Source organism: Streptomyces sp. SID8352 (assembly GCF_009862265.1).
Taxonomy (GTDB): Bacteria; Actinomycetota; Actinomycetes; order Streptomycetales; family Streptomycetaceae; genus Streptomyces.
In genome coordinates this window covers 1-19,401 of sequence record NZ_WWGX01000054.1, presented here as the reverse complement: position 1 = coordinate 19,401, position 19,401 = coordinate 1, and the positions used below count along the sequence as shown (strand labels likewise).

Here is a 19,401-nt window from a genome sequence, read left to right as displayed (position 1 = left end):
GGAATTGATCCCGCGATGCGCAAAGCTGCCAAGCAGCTCGGCTGGAAGGTCACCACCCTCGGGTGGATCGGTACCCGCAACGGCACCATGGTCGCCGTCCAGGACACCCGTGAGGTGCCCGACGAGCACCGGGCCGTGGTCGATGCGGCGATGAACGACAAGCTGCGCACGGCGCTCCACAAGGTGTGGGGCGAACCGGGTCCGGCGCCCGTGCAGCGCGGCTCGGTCCCGCTGATGACGCAGGAGTTCCGCGCCGCCGTCGCCCAGGGCGGCATCTGACCCGGACGACGCCGAAGGGGTACAAGTACCGGTATGGCGCGTGAGCGGATCCGGTGGCCGGTCGTGGTGGACCGGGCCCGGGAGATCGTGGAGAGCTACGAGGGTGGCGTCACGCTGCGCCATGTGTTCTCTGCATAGTTTTGGGGTGTCTCACTGCAACGAGTGGTTTGATCTCTCTATGTAAATGATCTAGGTCTGTGCTGCTCATCTCTCTCGTGGGCGATGTTCCATGGGAGGGAAGTTGGACCTGTACTTCGTGAAGCGGCCGCTAGTACTGCAACGACACTCCGTGTCTCGATGCTGTCTTCGTCGTTGCTCGTTTCGTGGTGGACGAGACAGCTGATGGTTGGTCAGATACGTTCTGTGACTTCGTGGCGCGGTTCGCGGGACGCTTCGGGCGGGTGGAGTCGAGGCGGCGGATGGTGTCCTACCTGCGGGGATTGCTCAGCGAGACGGAACGGAAGAACGGCTGGACCCTGGCCGAGGCTGCCGGCGACGATGGTCCCCAGGGGATGCAGCGGCTGCTGAACCACTACCTGTGGGACGCCGATGCCCTGCGGGACGACGTCCGTGACGCGGTCGTGGAGCAGATCGGAGATCCCGACCGGGGAATTCTGATCCTCGACGAGACGGGTTTCCTGAAGAAGGGCATCAAGTCGGCGGGGGTAGCCCGGCAGTACTCGGGAACGGCCGGCCGAATCGAGAATTCCCAGATTGGAGTGTTCCTGGCCTATGGATCCGACCGGGGGCGGGCACTGATCGACCGCGAGCTGTACCTCCCGAAGGACTGGGTATCGGACCGCGAACGGTGCCGGGCTGCCGGCATCGGTGACGATGTCGAGTTCGCCACCAAACCGGACATGGCCCTGCGCATGCTGAAACGCACTGTGGAATCAGGGATCCCGTTCGGGTGGGTGACTGCTGATGAGGTCTACGGCCAGACGAGCCGGATCCGGCTATGGCTGGAAGAACATGACATCCCTCATGTCCTCGCGGTCCCGAGATCGCAGATGGTCATGACGATGGAGTTCTTCGGCCAGGCCCGCGCGCACAAGCTGGTCAGCGAGCTCCCCGGTGACGCATGGACCCGTGTGAGCTGCGGCGACGGCGCCCACGGGCCACGTGAACACGACTGGGCGGCGACCCCGGTCCGGCCCTGGCGGCGGGAAGGCTGGGACCACTGGTTACTGGCACGACGCAGCCTCACGGATCCTACGGATATCGCCTACTACATCTGCTTCTCCCCGACAGGGACTCCACTGGAAGAACTCGCGCGGACAGCGGGTTCCCGGTGGATGGTCGAGGAGTGTTTCCAGACGGCGAAGAACGAAACCGGGCTCGATCACTACCAGGTCCGCGGATACACCGCGTGGTACCGGCACATAACTCTCTCCATGGCCGCCCTTGCCTTCCTCGCCCTCCTGCGAGCCGAGGCAAAAAAGGGGGCCCGGACACCGGCAGCGAGCAATCCCTCATTCCCATGACCATGAACGAGGCCCGGCGGCTCTTCAACCGCATCTCGTCACCCCTCCGCCACCACACCCAACACGTACTCGCATGGTCACGATGGCGAAGACGAAGCCAAGCACGAGCCCGCATCAGCCACTACCAACGCAGAGGACATCACGGAGTGTCGTTGCAGTACTAAAGCGCTCCTTAACGTATTAGCAGCTTGATTCCGGCCCTTCGCTGCGCCAAGGGGACGAAGCGTTGGTGTTTCTCTATGCGCCGGAGGACAGTCGGCTTGCCGCCTGGTCCCATGGCTGAGGCCCGACCAGGTCGTCCCTTGGGAGTCCGAAGGTTGTCGCCGCGGGTCAGGCGGCGCAGCAGTACGTGTTGACGGCGCGTCGGGGCGTAGTGGGGCCGGTTTCTGGCTCTGTGCTCAAGTCGCGGCAGGCAGGGCGGGGGCACCGATGATCTGGTCCTGGACTGCGATGCGGAGGGTCAAGTCGGCTCGGCCGCCCCTGTTCTGAGGAGGCGTGACTGCTGTTGTGTCGGCGCTTCCACCGCTCAGCTGACGGCCTCGGAACGGAACTCGGACGGGGTGGCCGGCTCCCTGGTACGCCTTGTCTGCCCAGCACTTCAGCTCTGCTGCGGCGACAAGCACGCGAAGCTCCTGGTGGGGCACGGTAGATCTTGGTCGTGACACCCTTACCAGGAGCTTCGACGTGTTGCAGCGCAGCCCGACCGGCGGACGTGGCCGACAGGTTGGAATCAGCTCATTGACGATGGCGGGTGCCTGCTGGCGACCGCCGCACAGTGCGGGTACGAGTACGAAACCGGCGATGCAAGGGTGCGGCCGTTCAGGCCGGTCGCCATGCCCCGCCGGTCTCGCCCGTGCCGTCGTCCTCCTGGGGATTCCAGTTGGTCTCCTTGATTTCCGTCAGAAGCGCGTTGCGCTTACGGCGGGGCAGGGAGTCTCCGTTGACGCTGTGCATCGCCCACGGAATGGCGCAGGGGCCTTCGTGATCGGGATCGGAACACAGCACGTTCGACAGTCGGTCCATGAGCTCTTCGTGCTCGGTGGGCGTGGCGACTATGGCGATCTTCACCTCCCACAGCCTGGGCTCTTCCGGGACGTTGTCGCGGGCGGGGTGGGGCATGACGCTGATCCTCTTCTCAAGGGGGAATGGCAACGTCGGCACGGTCCGGGCGACGGACCGGGCCGGAAGAGCGGCCGGCGGCGTCCCCAGGACATCAGTCCTGGGGACGCCGCCGGCGCGAAGGCCGAGCGCGTCAGGAGCGGGCGTCAGCCAATCGAATCACGGGCTGCATCCGCAGAGGCTGCCGTATGTCCCCCGCCAGACCGCGCTGTGGAACAGGATGCCCCACGAGTTGTGGTTGGCCCTCCGCATCCAGTTCGGTGCGTTGTGCCGGTGGATGTTGCGTGGACTGTAGTTGCCGTCCCACCACTGGCGAACCCGGTTCTTGGTGCAGTCGAACGCCTTGCAGTGCCTGGCGTAGCAGCCGCGAGGCGCCTGCTGCGTCGTGTCCCGCTTGGCGTCCCGGGCCGCGCTCTCTTCGCTGTGGCCCGATCCCGCGCCGTAGATGTAACCGGTGCAGTGTGATCCGCGCCCGGCCAACTGGCACTTGGCCTTGCACTTCCACTTCCGGCCGTCGAGGTCGTTCTGATTGACCGGGTCACCCGGGTATCCGTAGCGGTTGTCGCCGCCGTTGAAGACCGGGTCGACGGAGAGGAAGCGACCGGTGGCCGGGTCGTAGAGCCGGATGCCCATGAGTATCTGTCCGCTGACAGTCTCGGCGGACCGCTGCCGGACGCCCAGCCAGCCGTACCGGGGAGCAGTTCGGTCGGGGCGTGCGTTGCCGTACTCGTCCGTGTCCAGAGCGGTCGGTGCGACCGAGGAGTCCAGGGGCAGTTGCAGCGCGACGTCCCCGTGCAGCGTGGAGAGCTGCAACACCGTGTCGCCAGTGGCGCTCGTCGTCGCGGCGAGGCCACCTCCGAGGGAGGAGACGTTGCGGGTGACGGCGCCGGTGGCGTTGTCCTCGACGATCCACCGCGGGCTGTCGGAGTCGCAGTCGTAGTGGTTGGTCTTGGAACCCAGCTGGGTCCAGGTCCCCGAGGTCTTGTCCTCCACCGTCCACGTGCGGAACCGCAGTGCGGAGTCGAGGTCCCAGGTCTGTCGCTGGGCCGCTGCCGTCTGCTGGCGTGCGACGTCGTTGACGAAGTAGCCGGCGGTGACGGATCCCGGCATGCCGGTCGTCCGGCCGAAGGCATCGTAGGTGTAACCGGTGCCCACGATGCGGTCGGCCGAGTCGTAGGCGGTGGTGACGGTCGTGCCGCCAGTGGTCGGGCAGTCCGCGCCCGGGGCTCCCTTCACCGTGTTCACCGAGGTCCGGTTGGTCCGGGCGTCGAAGCCGTACGCCCGCCGGGTACACACCGTCTCGGCGGTGTCGACCACCTTGGTCAGGCGACCGGCCGCGTCGTACCCGAACTCCTGGTCGGACCACCCGGCGTTCGTGGTGGTCTGGCTGTGCACGGACTCGTTGACGCTGTTGCTGTAGACGAGCGTTTCGTCGCTGTCGCGGGTGTAGGTCCGCTCCACCGCGGTGCCCGTGGTGTCGCTCCGCACCGACAGGGTGTAGCCGCCTGGCATTTTCTCGTCGGTCAGCATCCCCTCGGCGTCGTAGACGCCGCTGAACACGCCTGCAGCGGAGTCGGTGATCTTGGTGGCAAGGCCGCGCGGTTCGACGGCGTGGTCGTAGGTGAAGATCTGGGTGGAGGGCACGCTGTCGGTGATCTTCACCGGGCGGTCCAGGCGGTCGTACTCAGTGGTGGTGGTGCCGTTGTCGGCGTCCTTGTACGAGACGAGACGGCCGAGCGTGTCATACCCCTTGGCGATCGACCCCGCGGTCGGGGAGGTCACCGAGACGACACGGCCGGTGGCGGTGTCGTAGGCGGTGGTGGTCGTGGGCACCGCCTGCCCGAGACCGCCGGTGACGGTCACGGTGGAGGCGCGGCCAGCGCTGTCGTAAGTGGTGGCGGTGGTGCGGGTGACCCCGTTGGCCGTGTTGACGATCGACGTCGTGTTGCCCCACGAGTCGTACTCGTAGGTGCTCGTGTCTACCTGCGAGGGGTTGGACCCTCCGGCGGTGACGGCGCCCCCCGGTCCCGAGGAGCAGAGCAGGTCGGCCCACTCCGGCCGGCCGGCGCAGGCGCCCGTACCGGTGGCGGACCAGTAAGCGGTCACCTTGGTGGTGGCGTCCGTGCCGGTCGCGCCGGGCGGGGTCTCCTTGATCACCTGCCCCTTGTCGTCGTACTGGTAACTGGTGGTCAGGGCCAGGCCGCCGGGGTCCTGGACCTTTTTGAGAGGGACGCCTCGGACCCAGTCGTAGGAGGTCTGGGCAACCCTGGTGTCACCGTGGACGGTGGGGTGCTCCCGCACCTGGACACCGGTGGTCGTCCGGGTGATCTGGTCGCGGACGTTGGCCGTGCCGTCGGTCGGACGGCCTTCGTCGTATTCCTTCACCGTCCAGGCGCGGCCGGTCACCGACGTGCCGGCCGAGGCGAGCGTCGTGGTCCCGGACTTCAGGTCGGCCGTGAGATCCAGCCGTCGCAGGGGGCCGAACTCCTGGAGGTCGCGGGTCCCCGTCTCGTTGTAGAGCGTGGTCGTGGACAGGAGCGCGGCGCGGTCGGCGGAGCCGAGCTGTCCGAGGCCCAGGTCCACCTGGGTCGCCTTGTCATCGGGGGTCAGACCCAGGGCGACCGAGCGGTTGCCCGCTGTCAACGTGCGGACCGTGTTGCCGAAGCGATCGGACTCCGTAGTGCTGATGTGCCCGCCCGGAGTCGCCTCGTTCACCGTGTGACCCGACGCGTCCAGGTAGCTGAGGCTGGCGCGATCGTAGGCCGTGGCCGTGAGATCAGAGCCTGTGGACGACGCGGGGACGGAGTCGGCGGGGAACACGGCGGTGGCGTCCGTCGGCGCGTCCGTCTGGCCCCACGTCTTCACGTCGGCCGCGCCCATCGCGTACGGAGCGGCGGAGCCGGAGAGAGGCACTCCGTAGACAAGCGTGGTCACGGCGCTGCCGTCGACCGTGCTCTTGGTTCCCTGCTGGAGCGCGGGGCGGGATGCCTTGAGCAGCATGCCCTCGCCTGCCACCGCAGTGTCTCCGGCCTTGCCGTAAGTGAATGTCCACGGCTGCTCGGTAGCCGACTGGTGGGAGATGATGCGCCCCGCGGAGTCGTAGGTGTACTGCACCTGCGTGGCCTGGTCCAGGCGGGGGTTCCACTGCTGGCGCAGTCGTCCCTCCGCGTCGTAGCGGTAGGTCGACACGGACCGTGCCGAGGAGGACGCGCCACCCTTCCCGGTGGCGTACAGCAGGATGTCCTTGATCTGGCCGGCGTAATCACCGACCGCGGACGTGGTGGCGGTGGTGGTGCTCGCGTAGACGAACTCCAGCACGCGGCAGCCCTTGGTCGTGGGCGTGGAGAGGCAGGTCGCGTTGTCGACGGCGGACGAGGGGGCCACTATGCGAACCGGCCGGGCCACCGTTTTCCCGCCCACCACGGTCGTCTCCGACTTCATGGTCGTGGTGGTGGTGTCGAGCCCGTCGAGGTGTGACGACTTCATCTGCCAGGTGGCGACGCCGGCGTCCGCCTTGGCGAACTCGGTCACGACGCCTTCGCCGTCGTTGAGAGTGAAGTCCGAGCTGATGCTGCCCTTGAGGACCAGGTCCGCCGCTCCCGGCTCCGGGACCCACCCGGTCCGGGCCGCGTTCGAGGCGAAGCTGACCTTGGTGCCGTCCACCTTGACCAGCGTGACGGCAGTGTCGGAGATACGCCGCAGGTAGGCGTAGTCCGACTCCGTGAGTTCCGCGCTGACCCCGGACACCCAGGCGGCGCCGAAGACCGCGGCCTGTCCCTCCTGGCCGGCCGCCTCGGCGGGGGTGCGAGAGGATGCGGTGCGGGTGACGGACAGGCCGTAGTAGGACACGTCCGAGGCGGACAGGCTGTAGTCGCCGGTGAGGAGGTTGACCGATCCCGGTCCCACCTCCTGCGCTGCCGCGGTGTCGGCGGCGCGGTCGACGACCACGGTCAGCGGGTTGCTGTTCGACGAGGCGCTCGCCGCCCCGGTGAACTCGGCCCGGATCTGTACGGACCCGTCCTGCGTGACCGTGCCGGCCGCGTCCCAGGTCAGGGCCGCGTTCTTGCCGTTCGTCAGGGCGACGGGCCAAGCGGTGAGCGAGGTTCCCCCGGAGCTGACGTCACCGACCGGGATCGGCGTCCAGGTGTCCGCGTCGGAGCGACGCCAGGCAAAGGCGACCTTGTCGTATTTGCCGCTGTCGGCCTCCGCGGACAGGGTCAGCCGGCGCGCGGTGCGATCCCCGTCGGTGGGTTGGGTGAAGCCGCCCGGGCCGGCGTGGAAGGTGTACTCGACCACCTCGGACCGGTTGTCCGCCTTGTCCACACTGCGCACCCGCAGCGTATGCGTCCCGTCCTGGGGCGGGGTGATGCTCATGGTCTTGTCGCCGCTCGCCCCGCCGGTGGCGACCTTGGTCCAGGTCACACCATCCAGGGACCACTCCAGCCAGTTGTGGTCGCTGGGCGGCGGCGTGACGACGAAGTTGCCGGCCTGTCCGCCGCCCTTCACCCACGACGCGGAAGGGTAGTCCGTGGACGTGATTTTCGTCGGCGCGGAGGGGGCCTTGCTGTCCACGGTGAACGTCCTGTAGGCCGACCAGCCAACGTTGTAGTGGGAGCCGTCGTACGGCGAGGTACGGAACTTGTAGGTCTTGCCCTCTGTCAGCACGCCCGGGGGCACGGCGACCGACGCCACCTGCCCTGACGGTACGTACTTCGACACCAGGACGTCGCCGACCTGGACGTTGGTGGCGCTGTCGAAGATTTGGAAGGTGCCATTGACCTTGTCGCCGTTGGGGTCGACGAAGGTGTCGCGCAGGGTCGGCGTGGCGGTGTTGACGGTGTAGGTGCCGCCGTAGGAGAAGTACGGCGGACCGGCTTCCTGCTTGGTGCCGGTGCGCGGCCGGTAGTTGTACGTGACGACCAGCTTCGGCGGGTTGGCCGCGTTGTTGGCGGAGTTGACCCGCTTCCACTGTGCGGTCGACGTCTCGCTGGTGGCTCGCAGGCCCATACCGGAAGTGGCATTCTTCGCCGACGCCCACTCCTGTACCAGAGTGGTGACATTGGCGTTGATCCAGCCGTCCGGGGCCGCGGTGCAGGACGGGTTGCCCTTGGTCTCTGTGGAGGTCGCCTTCTGCGCCGTCCAGGCGGGCTGTGCGGTCCAACGCGTGGCGGTAGAAGCCTTGCCGGTCGCCCACACCTCCCAGGGCTGGGCGGCGCAGGTGGTATTGCCCGAGTGGAAGTTGAACAGGCTCAGCTTGGCGCTGGAGACCAGAGCGTCGGAAATTGGCGCGGTGTTCCAGGTGATGAAGGAGCGCGCGGTGCGCGGGGTGCCGTCGCTGTTTGTGGTGCCCGGGTTGCCGAGGTCCAGCTCGGTGTCGGCGGACCAATCGACGGTCTCGCCCTGCTGAGCGTAGGTGTCGAAGACGTTGCCCAGCGACGCGGTGGAGGGGTCGACGGTGACCGGATACATCGTCTTCGGGTTGGCGAGGAACTTCGCGTCCGGTGTGATGACGAGGTCGACGGCGCCCTTGCGCCGCACGACGTCCATGTCGACCTGAGCCCGGTTGGTGTGCTCGCCCGATACCTTGTCGACCTCGGCGTCCCACATGGTCGGAGCGGGCATGACGGCCCGCTTCTTGTTCTTCTTGTCGGTGAACAGCAGGCTTCCGTCGGCCTGCTCCTTGACCTTTAACCCCTTGGTCTTGAGAGGCAGCGTGTAGGTGTAGGCGTTCGCAGCCGGTCGCTTCCGGATCGCGACGTACTGCTCATAGCCGGTTCGCGTCGCCTCGACGACCACGTCCGCGCCCGGTACGGCGTCGGCGTACGTCGCGCGGGTGCCGTCGAGGGCCGGTGTGGGCAGTCCGCCCTTCCACTGCAGCGTGATCTGCTCGTCGCCCTCACCCAGCGTCGCGAGATCCGTGGCCTTGGCGGCTTGCGCCGCCTTGAGCGACGCGGCGAGGGAACCGGTCCTGCCGGCAAACTTCAGCCCTCGCGGGTGCGCCTTGGGCGCCACGGATCCGTCGGGGCCCCGGACGAGGTCCAGGTCGACGTTCCGCCATTTGCCGGTCGCTTCGTCCTCGAAGCGGACCGGACCGGCGGAGAGCTCAGTGGTCAGCGAGCCGTTCTTGTTGGCCCAGGTCGTCGAGGTCTCAGTGCGCTCGGACAGGGCCTCGACCCGCTTGCCGGACAACTTCGCGGCGACGCGCGCCGAGGGGATGTCCGCGGCCTGCGTGGCCGTGTCCGCTGCCGCTCTTGGCACCGCGTTGAGCTGGGACGGATCGGCCGCCGCGATGCTTGGCCCCTCGATGAGCGTGACCGCCAGAACCAGAGCGACACCGCCTGCGACGTATCGCAGACTTCCCCCGGATCTGTGGCGCCCGCGCCGCTTCGGCACAGGTATGTGACGGGCCATCGTTCCCCTTTTCTTGCTGTGCACACGCCACTTATGTGGAGTTTGCAGGAAGGTATCAAGGAGGAAATGCCGAGAAAATGTGCCAGGAGCACTCAAGATCGACAGCAGTCGGACTTAAACACGGTGTGAGATGACGCACTCACGGGGCGTCAAGGCCTGGTCTTCGCACCAGCTTTGTTCAAAAGACACGTTGGATGCAGCCTCGCGCTACTCACGTAGTCCCAAGTCTTCTGACCGTCTGGACAAATCCGCTCCCTACGTGTTCGCCCCCGTGCAGGGCAGTAATTTCGTCGGACACGGGGTACACCGTTCGCAGCCTGCGGGCGCGGCGGCCAGCCGACATCCATGAACCGCGGGATCGCACCAGCTGTCGCCAGGGCTGCGGTGACTGTCAGAGCGGTTTGCGGCTCTTGGTGCACGGCGTCTACGCGGGGGACGTCTGCGGGTGGAGCGATGGGCTCTGCGGAGCGGCACAAGCAGGTTCGTGCGGATCGGGGGTTGATGCCGTCGCCGGGCAAGCCGTCGGTGGCGTGTTGAAGCCGAAGAGGCACCAAGGAGGCCTGTTACCGCAGCTCTACGCCATCGCGCCGCAAGAGTCCAACTCGGCGCGCCGGCAGTGTGATTGCCGCGCGCACGTCTACGGGAACGCGGGCGACCGTCCGGATCGCGTGCGGCACTACGACTCCGACATGACCAACACGGAGTGGGCAGTGGTGCGCGATCTGCTGCCGGTGCCGGCCTGGCTGAACGGCAGCTGTGCGGGTCTGCGCCGCGCTCGGGCCCGCCCAAGGCCGCCGGGCCAGGACGCGGGGGAGTGGGAGATCCCGCGTATCCCGCTCCCGTACGACCGTGCCGTCCTCGCCGGTGCGGTGGTGCGGGAGAAGCTGCGCACCACCACCGCGGTGCGGGGCCGGGCGTACGACGTCGTCGCCCACCAGCAGGCGGCGATGCCCGAGCAGCTGCTCCCGCCCGAGCCGGCCGACCCCGAGCACGACGACCAGGAGCAGGAGGCCGGGCGCGGGGACGCGATCGACATGACGGCCCTGCGGGCCCTGCGGAAGTCCCGCACGGACGTGGAAGCCCTCGATCTCACCGCCGACCGACTGCGCCGCATCCGGGAAGCGGGCACCAAGATGGTCAACGACTCCCGCGCCCGCGCGCACCGCCACACCGCACCATCCGACGCCGACGCGGTGCGCCCGGTGCGCCCGGACGACCAGCAGGCGCACCACCCACAGCAGTCCGCACCGCACCGCGGCCGGGAGGCCGGCCACTGAGTGGACCCGATGGTGCGCACCCGGTGCGGTGGTGCGCACCGACGACGCCCGGCTCCACTCCACCGAGTGGAGTCCACCGTCCGGGAGTGGGCGCCACCGTGCTCGACATCCACTCCACCGAGTGGAGCCCACCGGGTGGAAGTGGACGCCATCGACGGGAGTGGGGCCGCGCATCCACCCGGTGCGTTTCTCCTTGACCTCGGCTCAGGTCAAGGAGAAGCGCACCGCCTCCACCCGAGCCCACTCCACCGCACCACCGTCCACCCGGTGCGCACCACTCCCGCGCGCCGGCCGCACCGGTGCGCGCACCGCCCACCGAGTGGAGCGCACCGGCTGGGAGCACCACCGCACCAGTGCGCACCGGGTGGGTGCGCTCCACCGCACCGGTGCGCACCTACCCGGTGCGGTGGTGCGGTCAGCGGTGCGCTCCGGGTGCGGAGTGCACCGCGTGGGCCAGCGCCAGGTGCCCGTCGCGCATCGCCTCCAGGGTGGCGCAGGTGTCTCCGTGGTCGTCGGGGTCGGGGACGACGTTTTCGACGAAGCGGATGATGCTGCGGGCGATGCCGGGCACCGCCGTGGTGGGGGAGTCGCGCGCCCAGTCCCGCAGCGCGGACAGCAGCACGCACCCGACCTCGTCCAGCACGAAGGAGTCCGCGCACAGGTCTGCGTCCGCGTCCAAGGCCGTGACGGGCCAGATGATGTCCTCGGCCATCCGCAGCATGACGAACGCCAGCTCCGGGTCCGCTTCCGCTCGCCCGGCGACAGCGGCGCCGCCACCCATCTGCAGCGCCAAGAGGTAGTCGAAGCCCCGCTCCACTTGCTCGGGCGTCAGCGGCGTACGGGGCGGGATCAGGTACGGCATGGAGGTCTCCTCAACTGGATGTCGCCGCGCGGATCACGACGACTCCCAGCAGCCTCGGGCGATCACCCTGTGGACAGAGACCAGAGATTTCTCCCCGCTCCACGGGACCGGGCGAATCGGTACTGCAAGGGCCAAACCGGGCCCCCTTGTCCAGGGTGGTCGGCCCGACCACGAACCCGACCGCACCCCCTTGTCCACCTCTGCTACCGCCCCGCCCACCGTCGTGTTTCTCCTTGACCTGGCCACGGTTAGACCGCGGACAAGGGGGTCCCCTGCACGCTGCTCCCTCGAGTCCCGCCCACTAGGGCGGCCCGAAGTGAAGGAGCCACTGCGATGACCATGCACCGACCCCCGGCAGGCGCCCGGCGCGCCCGCCCCGACCACGGGCCCGACCAGCAGCGGGCAAGCCGACCCGGACTCCTGCGGTGCGCACTTGGGAGGCCACTGTGGAACCCACTTTGGTGCCCGGCACCGAGCCGGACGGAAAAAGCCCAGGTCAGCACGCAAATACGGCCGCGCGCCGCGTTGTCACAACCCTCTTATCTACTCCTGAACTTTGAAGTGATGTCCGTAGAGGAGGAGATCATCGGGTTCGGGGGCCGGGTTCCCTTGGCGGCCGGGCGCGGCCGGCGCTCGGCAAGTGGCCGCGCGTGCCAGACGACGGGGAAGGAGCGCAGCTGATGGCGGGGAAGCGTGAGGAGAACCCGGCGGGGTCGTCGAACAACCTGCGCGGTGACGTGCTGCGGGTGCTCGGAGTGCTGAAGGTCGCAACGGTCGAACAGATCCAGCAGATCTCAGCCCCGCATCTGAGCTACCGGCACACCGACAAGCCGACCCCGTCGAAGCGGAAGCAGGCCCGCACCGCCTCCCACACGGGCGCGCTGTCGGATCTGCGCAAGCACGGCCTGGCGGAGAACGGCGGGCAGCTCCCGGGCGGGGACAGGCTGCGCAACCTCACCCCGATGGGCCTGAAGGCTGCGGCTCGCGAGCTGGGGCGGCCGGTGGGGGAGATGGGCGACCCGGCCCGCGGCGCCGGGCGCACGGGCGCCTCCCACCCGATGACGGTCAACGAGGCCGTGCTCGCCCTGCTGCGCCCGAAGCCGAACCTGTCCGAGCTCACAGGCGAGCCGGCCGACGTCCGCGCCGCCGCGCAGGCCGCCTTCGACGCGCCCGCGGGGTTGGGCACCATCGCCTCGTACGCGACCGAGGTGGCGCTGCCCGCGACGGGCACATGGGCCAACCCAGGCAAGGGCGGCGCCCAGGCGGACATCGTCATCACCGCGCCCGAGGACGGGGTGCCGCTGCTGTTCGTGGAGATCGACAACTGCTTCGAGTCCGCGCAGGTCCTCGCCTCGAAGATCGACAAGTACATGCGGTTCTGCCAGCGGAAGGTGAAGGACGTCGACGGCAAGGAGCGACCGATGTGGCGCACCCGCTGGTGGGCGCCCGACAGCGGCCACAGCGACCGGCCACACCCGCCACTGCTGCTCGTCTTCAACCGGATCGGCCCGCGCAACCCCAACACCGTCATCGCGCAGCTGGCCGAGCTCACCGAGCGGCACTGGAAGGGCACCGCGTACGACGCCGGCTTCCACATGTACGACGGCAAGCTGCCCATCGTCGTCACTGGCATGAAGCAGCTGAAGGAGCACAGCCCGGCCGGGGCGGTCTTCCGGCGCTTCGGCCGACCGCACAACCAGACACTCATCGAGGCGATCGGCAACCCGCGCCGCGAAGCCCACGACGCCCGCAAGCAGGCCGAGCACGCCGCCCGCCAGCGGGAGCACCAGGAGGAACTGCGCCGCATCGCCGCCCAACACAAGGCTGAGCGCGAGGCCCGCCGTCCCGTGTGCGCCGGCTGCGGCATCCGGTTCACCGACGAACGGTGGAAGGCCATCGAGCCCGCCGCGTGGGGCGCCCCACGCGACACCCACCCGCACCTGTGCGACGACTGCAAGCAGCAAGCCGCCGCCGAGCGTCAAGCCGAGCAGGCCGGGCCCGAGAACCAGGTGCACGACCAGGCCGTGCCCGAGCAGAAGGCCGGCGGCGGCACCTGGCTGTCCCGCTTCCGCAGCTGATTCAGACGCCCCGAGCAGGCCATACAAGAGCCGTACCATGCGTGCATGGCCAGACAGGGTGAGAAGATCTCGGATCACGACCGGATCGAAGAGATGCAGGCGTTGCTGAGTGCGGTGGTGCCGGCTCTTGAGAGGCTGATGCAGGCGACCGAGATTCTGAGCGAGGAAGCAACCGCGTCGACCCAGGAGCGAGTTCGTCCGTTGCTTGAGGCAGTACGTACCGCCTACCTCTTGGGCAGGGATCGCGCGGACGGCATTGCTGATCGTGCTGCCCCGGCTCCGGTCCAATAACACTGCATGACCACCCCGGCCTGCGACCGGGTCAGAAATTCGTGAGGAAGCGCAGCAAGACCGCCCGCCTCATCTCGGGCAGCGGGCGGTCCTGCTGAGGAACTCAGGCGTCGAGGTCGTCCCGGAAGTAGTCGGGGGCGAGGTGCTGGAGGCGGTCATCTTCCTCAGCGACCGGTTCGAGGAAAATGTGCAGGCCGTCATTGAACACGCCGTGGTGGTCGTAGCTGAACCAGGAGTCCACCACCCTGTAGCGGTCACCCCGGAGGAGCACCCCCGTTCCGACGGGAAGGCTCAGCAGACCCTGCTGTTGCGACAGAACGGCTGAGTCGTTCGCTTCGTGAAAGTACGTCGGCCACTGGTAGACGCCCGGAAAATCGGTCATCTGGTCCCTCCCCATGATCATGCGACGCTCGACGCGTCCTTACGGGTAGATCATGCCTTGGGTCCAGCAGTCACTGTTTTCCCGGGGGATCGAGCGCGCGGCCTTGGGGGCCACGGTCCGCTCGCGAACCGGACCATGCCGGGGCACGCTGAGAGGCGTGACCAGCGCGCCGATCGTCGTGCACCGGCCCTCCCTTTCGGGTGGTCGGAGAGTTACCGTGCACAGCCACGGCCAGGACGAGATCCTCGGCACCGCCTACAGCGACCACGACTTGGTCGTGTTCCTTGAGGGCGCTGGTGTCGCGGAACCCATGCCATCCTGGACGACCCGCAGTGGGTGGAGTGGCGCGGCGGTCCTGCCCACGAGTTCAGCGCCCCCTGACATCTGTGCTGCGGGGTCGGGCAGGACCCGTCCTGTCCGACCCCGCAGATCAGTCGATCAGGTTGTGCAGTCCTACCGTGCAGCCCCCGGACGCGATGACACCGGCGAGGACGGCCTTGGGGAGGGACTTTTCGGCGAAGAAGGTCAGCACGCCGACGCCGATGCCGCTGACGACGGCTATGAAGAGGATCAGCGCGGTGCGCTGCGACAAGAGCGCCGGCTTTCTGACGGGGACGGGTTCGGGCGTGCTGAGTGGATCAGAATGCGTGGACGCGGGGGAGCGCTGGTCCCGAGCCATCGGGATTCTCCTAGAAGGCGGAGGAGCAGAAACGGCGGACACCTGCGTGGTGTCGTCCGCGGGGGTGTGCGCCGCGCGGTCGGCGGTCCTGCTGCGGCTCTCTGCCTGAGAGCGTCCCTGTGGGGTCTCGGCCCGGCCCAGGGTGGGCGTGTTCAGCGTAACGGTGATCGGCACGGGTGTTGCCCCGGGTGTCTGGCGGCTGGTCATCGGCACTGCCTCCGGCGTGAGTTCGACAAGTCGGGCGGGACAGTGACAGGGCTCGGGTGCTTGCGTCTCGTCCTGCCGGGCACGGCTCTTTCACCCCGTAGGGGCGCAAGCCCGGACCCGGACAGCAGCGGACGGGAAGAAAGATTCCGGGGCACGACGAAGGCCCGGACGCCTGGTCCGGGCCTTCGTCGTGCCCAAATGATCTCTAGTGAGTCGAACGCTGGTGACGCTGCGGGGCATGGTGGGACGCGATCCTCATCGCGGCCCAAAGCGTGCGCGGGCCTCCAGATCATTGATGATGTTGGTCCACGGCTGTTGTCCCGAGTCCGGCAGGCGCGGGAGTTCCTCACGCATGGCGGTGATGACTGCTGGGTGCTCCTGTTGGAAGATCACTGACCAAGATGCCGAACCGAGGACGTTTTGCAGTTCGGTAAGGACCTGTTCAGGTGCTGAGTGATGCCGCAGCACCTCGACAGCACAATCTGAACTGATGCTAGGCCGTGCTTCTACCTGGCCGTCTTCATTGAGGAACAGGCCCTCCACAACTCCTTGCCGGTAGGCGTCTGGCCAGCGCTCGGGGTTGTCTGCACATGCTCGGATGCCATCGATGCGTACGACGAATGTCTCGCGGGCCGACCGTTGGCCCACGGCCACTCCGAGGCGCCGCTGCTCTGGTTCCTCGAGGCTGGGGATATTCGTAGCATCCAGTCGAGCAGCCAGGTCTCCTCTGGAGAAGATGCCCTCGCGTAGGTCATGTACCAAGGGTTCAACAGCGCCTAGGAGCACGGTCTGAAGTCTCGCTAGGGCCCACCGCACCCACACCAGGGCGGCGTGCACACACGCCTCGACTACCTCGGCGGTGATCTCGTGTACAACGGGGCGGCCATGACCGGTCCCGAAGCGGTTGCGCAGTTCACGAAGCTGCGACGCCATCTTCTTGGCAGCGTTCGGGATCTGTCGTAGGGGGTCGTTCGGCGGCAGACCGTTTACAGCGGCGTGTTCGACGACGGCGTGTGCCTGACCGAGGACCTTGTCGTATTCATCTTTGTCCCCTGTCACACGTCCGTGCGACACGAGAACGACGCGTGCGACACACTCGACAAGCTCCTTCGCCGAACCTACGACCAAGGGACGATCGTTTGCCGCGATGGCTGCCCCAAGGCGTCCGTAGTGGTCAGAGATTGCCTGCCACGACTCCTCCTGGAGCCACTCGGCCCGCGGCAACGCTTCCTGCACCAAAATACTGATCACGGGATCATCATCCTCCCGATGCCGACGTCCACCGCATGCCGATGGCGGACAGCTGCTCCATCCGCTCCGGGGACAGCATCGCGGCCCGGCTGCGCTGGTTCCCGACCCACGCCCCGAGCCGGAGCTCCCGCTCCTCCTGGTCCTCGCCGACGATCCGTTCGACGTGCTTCCGAGGGACCCGCAGGTGCCCCTCGCGCTCGAAGAACTGCCGGGCGGCCTCGTAGTTCAGCGCCCACTTGTCGGCCTGCGTACGGCGCGGCTGCGGCTTCTCCTCCTCGGTCGCGGGTGTGATCCCGAGGACCTGCTCGCACATCCACTGCTGGACGGTGGTGAGCTTGTCCCAGCCGAGCCGCTGCGCCCGTACCCACTGTCCGAGGTCCTCGCCCTGGTGCATCACCTTGCCGGGCTCGGTCGGCAGCGTGCCGCCGGCCTCTTCGAGGTGGCGCCGAACGAGGTGGAAGGCACGCTGCCATTCGACCGGCCAGGCCGGGCACCAGGACGGGTCGATGTCCTCCAGCTGCTCGCGCCGCTCCGCCGACAGGGCGCCGGCCCACGACTCCACCGACAGGCCTTCGGCCTGGCGCTGTTCGAGCTCCTGGGCACGCCGGGCGGCGGCCCGCGCGTTCTTCAACCAGGTACCCATCCGGTAGCCCTGGTGCGTGGCGTCGAGCGGGGCCAGGAGGTGCCCGTTCACCTCGGCCCACCCGCGCGCCGCTGCGAGACCTTCCTCCCATGCGACGTCGAAGTGGCTCCACACCATGCCCAGCTTCTCCAGCTGCGCGATGCGGTCCTCGTCCATGTCACCGCGGGCGTAGAAGCGCCGGTTGTCAGCGATCCACTGCCCCAGGGGAAAGTTCGCGAGCGAGGCCGGCCACCCGACCCCCTCCGCCTCCGCGCCCTCCGGTACGCGGTACGTGAAGGGCACCTTCAGGTCGCCGTGCTCGCGCGCGAAGATGACGGCGGCCTCCACCCCGCGCCGCCAGTGCTCGTGCTCCGGGTTGAGCACCCGCAGGTTGATGAACGCCGCCAGCTGCGCCGGGTCGCGCGGCGTGCTGAACTTCAGCAGCTGCCGGGCGGGCTTCGACGGCCCGCCCGATCCGTTCCCCTCACCGCGTCCCTCCTGGCCCTGCGCGGCCTTCTGGACGGGCTTGTAGGCGCTGGGAGCCTGCTGCTGCGCCAACTGCTCCACCACCCGGGCATCGTGCGCCCTGAGCGCCTCCAGGAGCTTCGCCAGCCCGCCGAACGCCCTGGAGGTGAGCATGTTGTCCGCCGTCTCGCCGGGCCCGAGCAGGACCGGCACGACCAGACTGGCCACCTTGCCCTCGCCCGGGTGCATCCGCAGCGCGCGGCCGACCGCCTGGACGAGGTCGGGCATGGAGCCGCGCACGTCGGCCCAGTAGACGGAGTCACATTCCCGGGTGTCCACGCCTTCCCCGAGCACCTTCACCGAGCCCAGGAAGCCCTTCTCCACCACCGTGCCATCTGTGGCGATGCCGTCGGCGAACTCCCCGAGAACCCGCCGCCGGTGGCCCGGCTTGTGCTCCCCGCACAGCCAGTCTGCCCAGATCGTGCGCGGGTACAGCTCGGGGTCGGCGGCGTGCAGCTGCGCGGCGACGTCGGGCAGGCCGGCCGCGAACGCCTCGGCCTCGCGGACCTGGTGGTGGAAGACGAGCGTGCGGCGGAAGCCTTCCTCGGCCGACGCCTTGAGCAGCGCGGTCTGCAGCGCGGCGAGCCGGGCCCCGCGAACCTCGTCCGAGCGGCCCTCAGCGCCCAGGAGCTGCGCGGCCTGGAGCTGGGTGTCGGTGATGTCCACGCACACCACCTGGTAGGGAGCACAGATTCCCCGGTCGATCGCCTCCGACAGGGTCAGGGTGAACGCCCGGCTGCCGAAGGGGCCCTCGGGGTCGTCTTCCATACTCGCCACGAGCTCGCCGGGCGCGCCCTGGTCGGCGTCCTCGTCCAGCTGCCACAGCCGGGGCGTGGCGGTCATGTACAGGCGGCGCAGAGACGGGATGCGGGTGTTGTCGTGGACGACCGCCCACGGCTTGCCCAGCCGACCCGACGTCCGGTGCGCCTCATCGACCACGATCAGGTCCCAGCCCGGAAGGCCGGCCTGGTGCGCCCGCTCCAGGGTGCCGAGCCCGAGGGAGGCGTACGTGGCGAACACGGTGACCTTGTCGAACGGCCGCACCCAGTCGACCAGCTCGTCCACGTCCGTGGTGCTGGGGAAGGTCACGTCCTCGCCACGCAGGGACGAGACCCCGATCATCGGGCCCGCACGGCCAGCCACGCGCCACGCGGCCTCGGTCTGGGTGAGCAGGTCCAGCGAGGGGACGAGCACCAGCACACGCCCCGCACGGAGCTTCTCCGCGCTGCGGGCCGCGACCCGGGTCTTGCCGGACCCGGTCGCCATGATCACCTGAGTCCGCATACCCCTCTCGGGCGCAAGCGATCTTGCAGGCAATTCCAGGGCACGGACAACCGCGTCAGTGGCTTCACGCTGCGCCGCCTCACGCTGATCGGTTCGGCTTGTGGTCGACATATCCGTCTGCCTTCTCCTGGGCTCTCTATGGGGCCGGAAACGGGAAACCATCACGTAGATGGCATGCGATCAGCTACGGTGAACCTCACCGGAACCCGGTCACAGCCTCGGTCCAGTAGCGGGGGAGCGTGATCGAAAATCGATCCAGACTCCCCAGTGGTGGTGCTGTCTGAGTCCAGAGTCTATCTGGTGCTTCAAAGTGAAGCACCAAGAACGCGAAAAGCCCCTCGAACGTGGCTTAATTCTGTTACTGTTGCCTTATGGGCACCCCGAAAAGCAGCCTGACGGCTGGTCACTTCGCCCCTGCACTCTCCGGTCCGGCCTCTCACCTGCTCGACTACCTGTCACCCCCCTCCTCTTGCTGCTGCTCGGGCCGCAGGCCCGTGGGTGGGCCGCGCGGAGCGTGGCACGCCTAGCTCGCACAGGGGAGTGGGGCACGCCCGGTGTGGCTGGAGCGCAGCGGAGGCCACGGGTCGGCCGGAGGTCGGCCCCGGCCCGCAACGCGGGCCGCCTGCCCTGCGGTTGGGTGGCGGGCGCGG

The 19,401-nt window shown here is 68.3% G+C and carries 10 protein-coding genes and 4 pseudogenes; 6 read left to right on the top strand and 8 right to left on the bottom strand.

Annotation, left to right across the window (positions count from 1 at the left end; translation table 11 throughout):
• Together GTY84_RS18270 and GTY84_RS18265 are read left to right on the top strand one after the other, a co-directional pair.
• Window positions 1-279 (top strand): annotated as a pseudogene (locus GTY84_RS18270) (hypothetical protein); the annotation flags it as partial.
• A 419-nt stretch (window positions 280-698) separates the two neighbouring features.
• Window positions 699-1,927: pseudogene (locus GTY84_RS18265) on the top strand (IS701 family transposase).
• Window positions 1,928-2,296: 369 nt separating this feature from the next.
• Here GTY84_RS18265 and GTY84_RS18260 read toward each other — a convergent pair.
• From GTY84_RS18260 to GTY84_RS18250, 3 genes and pseudogenes are all read right to left on the bottom strand, one after another.
• A pseudogene (locus tag GTY84_RS18260) lies at window positions 2,297-2,383 on the bottom strand (IS5/IS1182 family transposase); the annotation flags it as partial.
• 199 nt (window positions 2,384-2,582) lie between these two features.
• On the bottom strand, window positions 2,583-2,882 hold the full coding sequence (locus tag GTY84_RS18255; protein WP_161227353.1) for a hypothetical protein: 300 nt from the start codon (window positions 2,880-2,882) through the stop codon (window positions 2,583-2,585).
• 159 nt (window positions 2,883-3,041) lie between these two features.
• A complete protein-coding gene (locus GTY84_RS18250; protein ID WP_161227352.1) occupies window positions 3,042-9,293 on the bottom strand; it encodes a DNRLRE domain-containing protein in 6,252 nt (2,083 codons plus the stop codon).
• Window positions 9,294-9,982: 689 nt separating this feature from the next.
• Between GTY84_RS18250 and GTY84_RS33960 the strand changes: the two genes are divergently transcribed.
• Complete coding sequence (locus tag GTY84_RS33960; protein WP_237532358.1) at window positions 9,983-10,570, top strand: hypothetical protein; 588 nt, start codon at window positions 9,983-9,985, stop codon at window positions 10,568-10,570.
• 415 nt (window positions 10,571-10,985) lie between these two features.
• Here the strand turns inward: GTY84_RS33960 and GTY84_RS18235 are convergent, their stop codons facing one another.
• Window positions 10,986-11,432: a hypothetical protein gene (locus tag GTY84_RS18235; protein ID WP_161227351.1), complete on the bottom strand. Its 447-nt coding sequence runs from the start codon at window positions 11,430-11,432 to the stop codon at window positions 10,986-10,988.
• A 680-nt stretch (window positions 11,433-12,112) separates the two neighbouring features.
• Between GTY84_RS18235 and GTY84_RS18230 the strand changes: the two genes are divergently transcribed.
• Window positions 12,113-13,510, top strand: a complete 1,398-nt coding sequence (locus tag GTY84_RS18230; RefSeq protein ID WP_202551334.1) for a replication-relaxation family protein — start codon at window positions 12,113-12,115, stop codon at window positions 13,508-13,510.
• Window positions 13,511-13,555: 45 nt separating this feature from the next.
• Window positions 13,556-13,801, top strand: coding sequence for a hypothetical protein (locus tag GTY84_RS18225; RefSeq protein ID WP_161227350.1), 246 nt, complete (start codon window positions 13,556-13,558; stop codon window positions 13,799-13,801).
• A 103-nt stretch (window positions 13,802-13,904) separates the two neighbouring features.
• Here GTY84_RS18225 and GTY84_RS18220 read toward each other — a convergent pair whose 3' ends face one another.
• A complete protein-coding gene (locus tag GTY84_RS18220) occupies window positions 13,905-14,183 on the bottom strand; it encodes a hypothetical protein (RefSeq protein ID WP_161227349.1) in 279 nt (92 codons plus the stop codon).
• A gap of 157 nt (window positions 14,184-14,340) precedes the next feature.
• Here GTY84_RS18220 and GTY84_RS33955 point away from each other — a divergent pair.
• A pseudogene (locus tag GTY84_RS33955) lies at window positions 14,341-14,564 on the top strand (hypothetical protein).
• A 49-nt stretch (window positions 14,565-14,613) separates the two neighbouring features.
• Here GTY84_RS33955 and GTY84_RS33055 read toward each other — a convergent pair.
• The 3 genes from GTY84_RS33055 to GTY84_RS18210 form a co-directional block, all read right to left on the bottom strand.
• Entirely contained in the window at window positions 14,614-14,775 is a 162-nt protein-coding gene (locus tag GTY84_RS33055; RefSeq protein WP_202551333.1) for a hypothetical protein, read from the bottom strand.
• A gap of 549 nt (window positions 14,776-15,324) precedes the next feature.
• Window positions 15,325-16,320 (bottom strand): abortive infection family protein, encoded by a 996-nt coding sequence (locus GTY84_RS18215; protein ID WP_161227348.1) that lies wholly within the window; start codon window positions 16,318-16,320, stop codon window positions 15,325-15,327.
• Window positions 16,321-16,327: 7 nt separating this feature from the next.
• Window positions 16,328-18,862, bottom strand: coding sequence for a DEAD/DEAH box helicase (locus tag GTY84_RS18210; RefSeq protein WP_161227347.1), 2,535 nt, complete (start codon window positions 18,860-18,862; stop codon window positions 16,328-16,330).
• Window positions 18,863-19,401 lie beyond the last annotated feature (539 nt).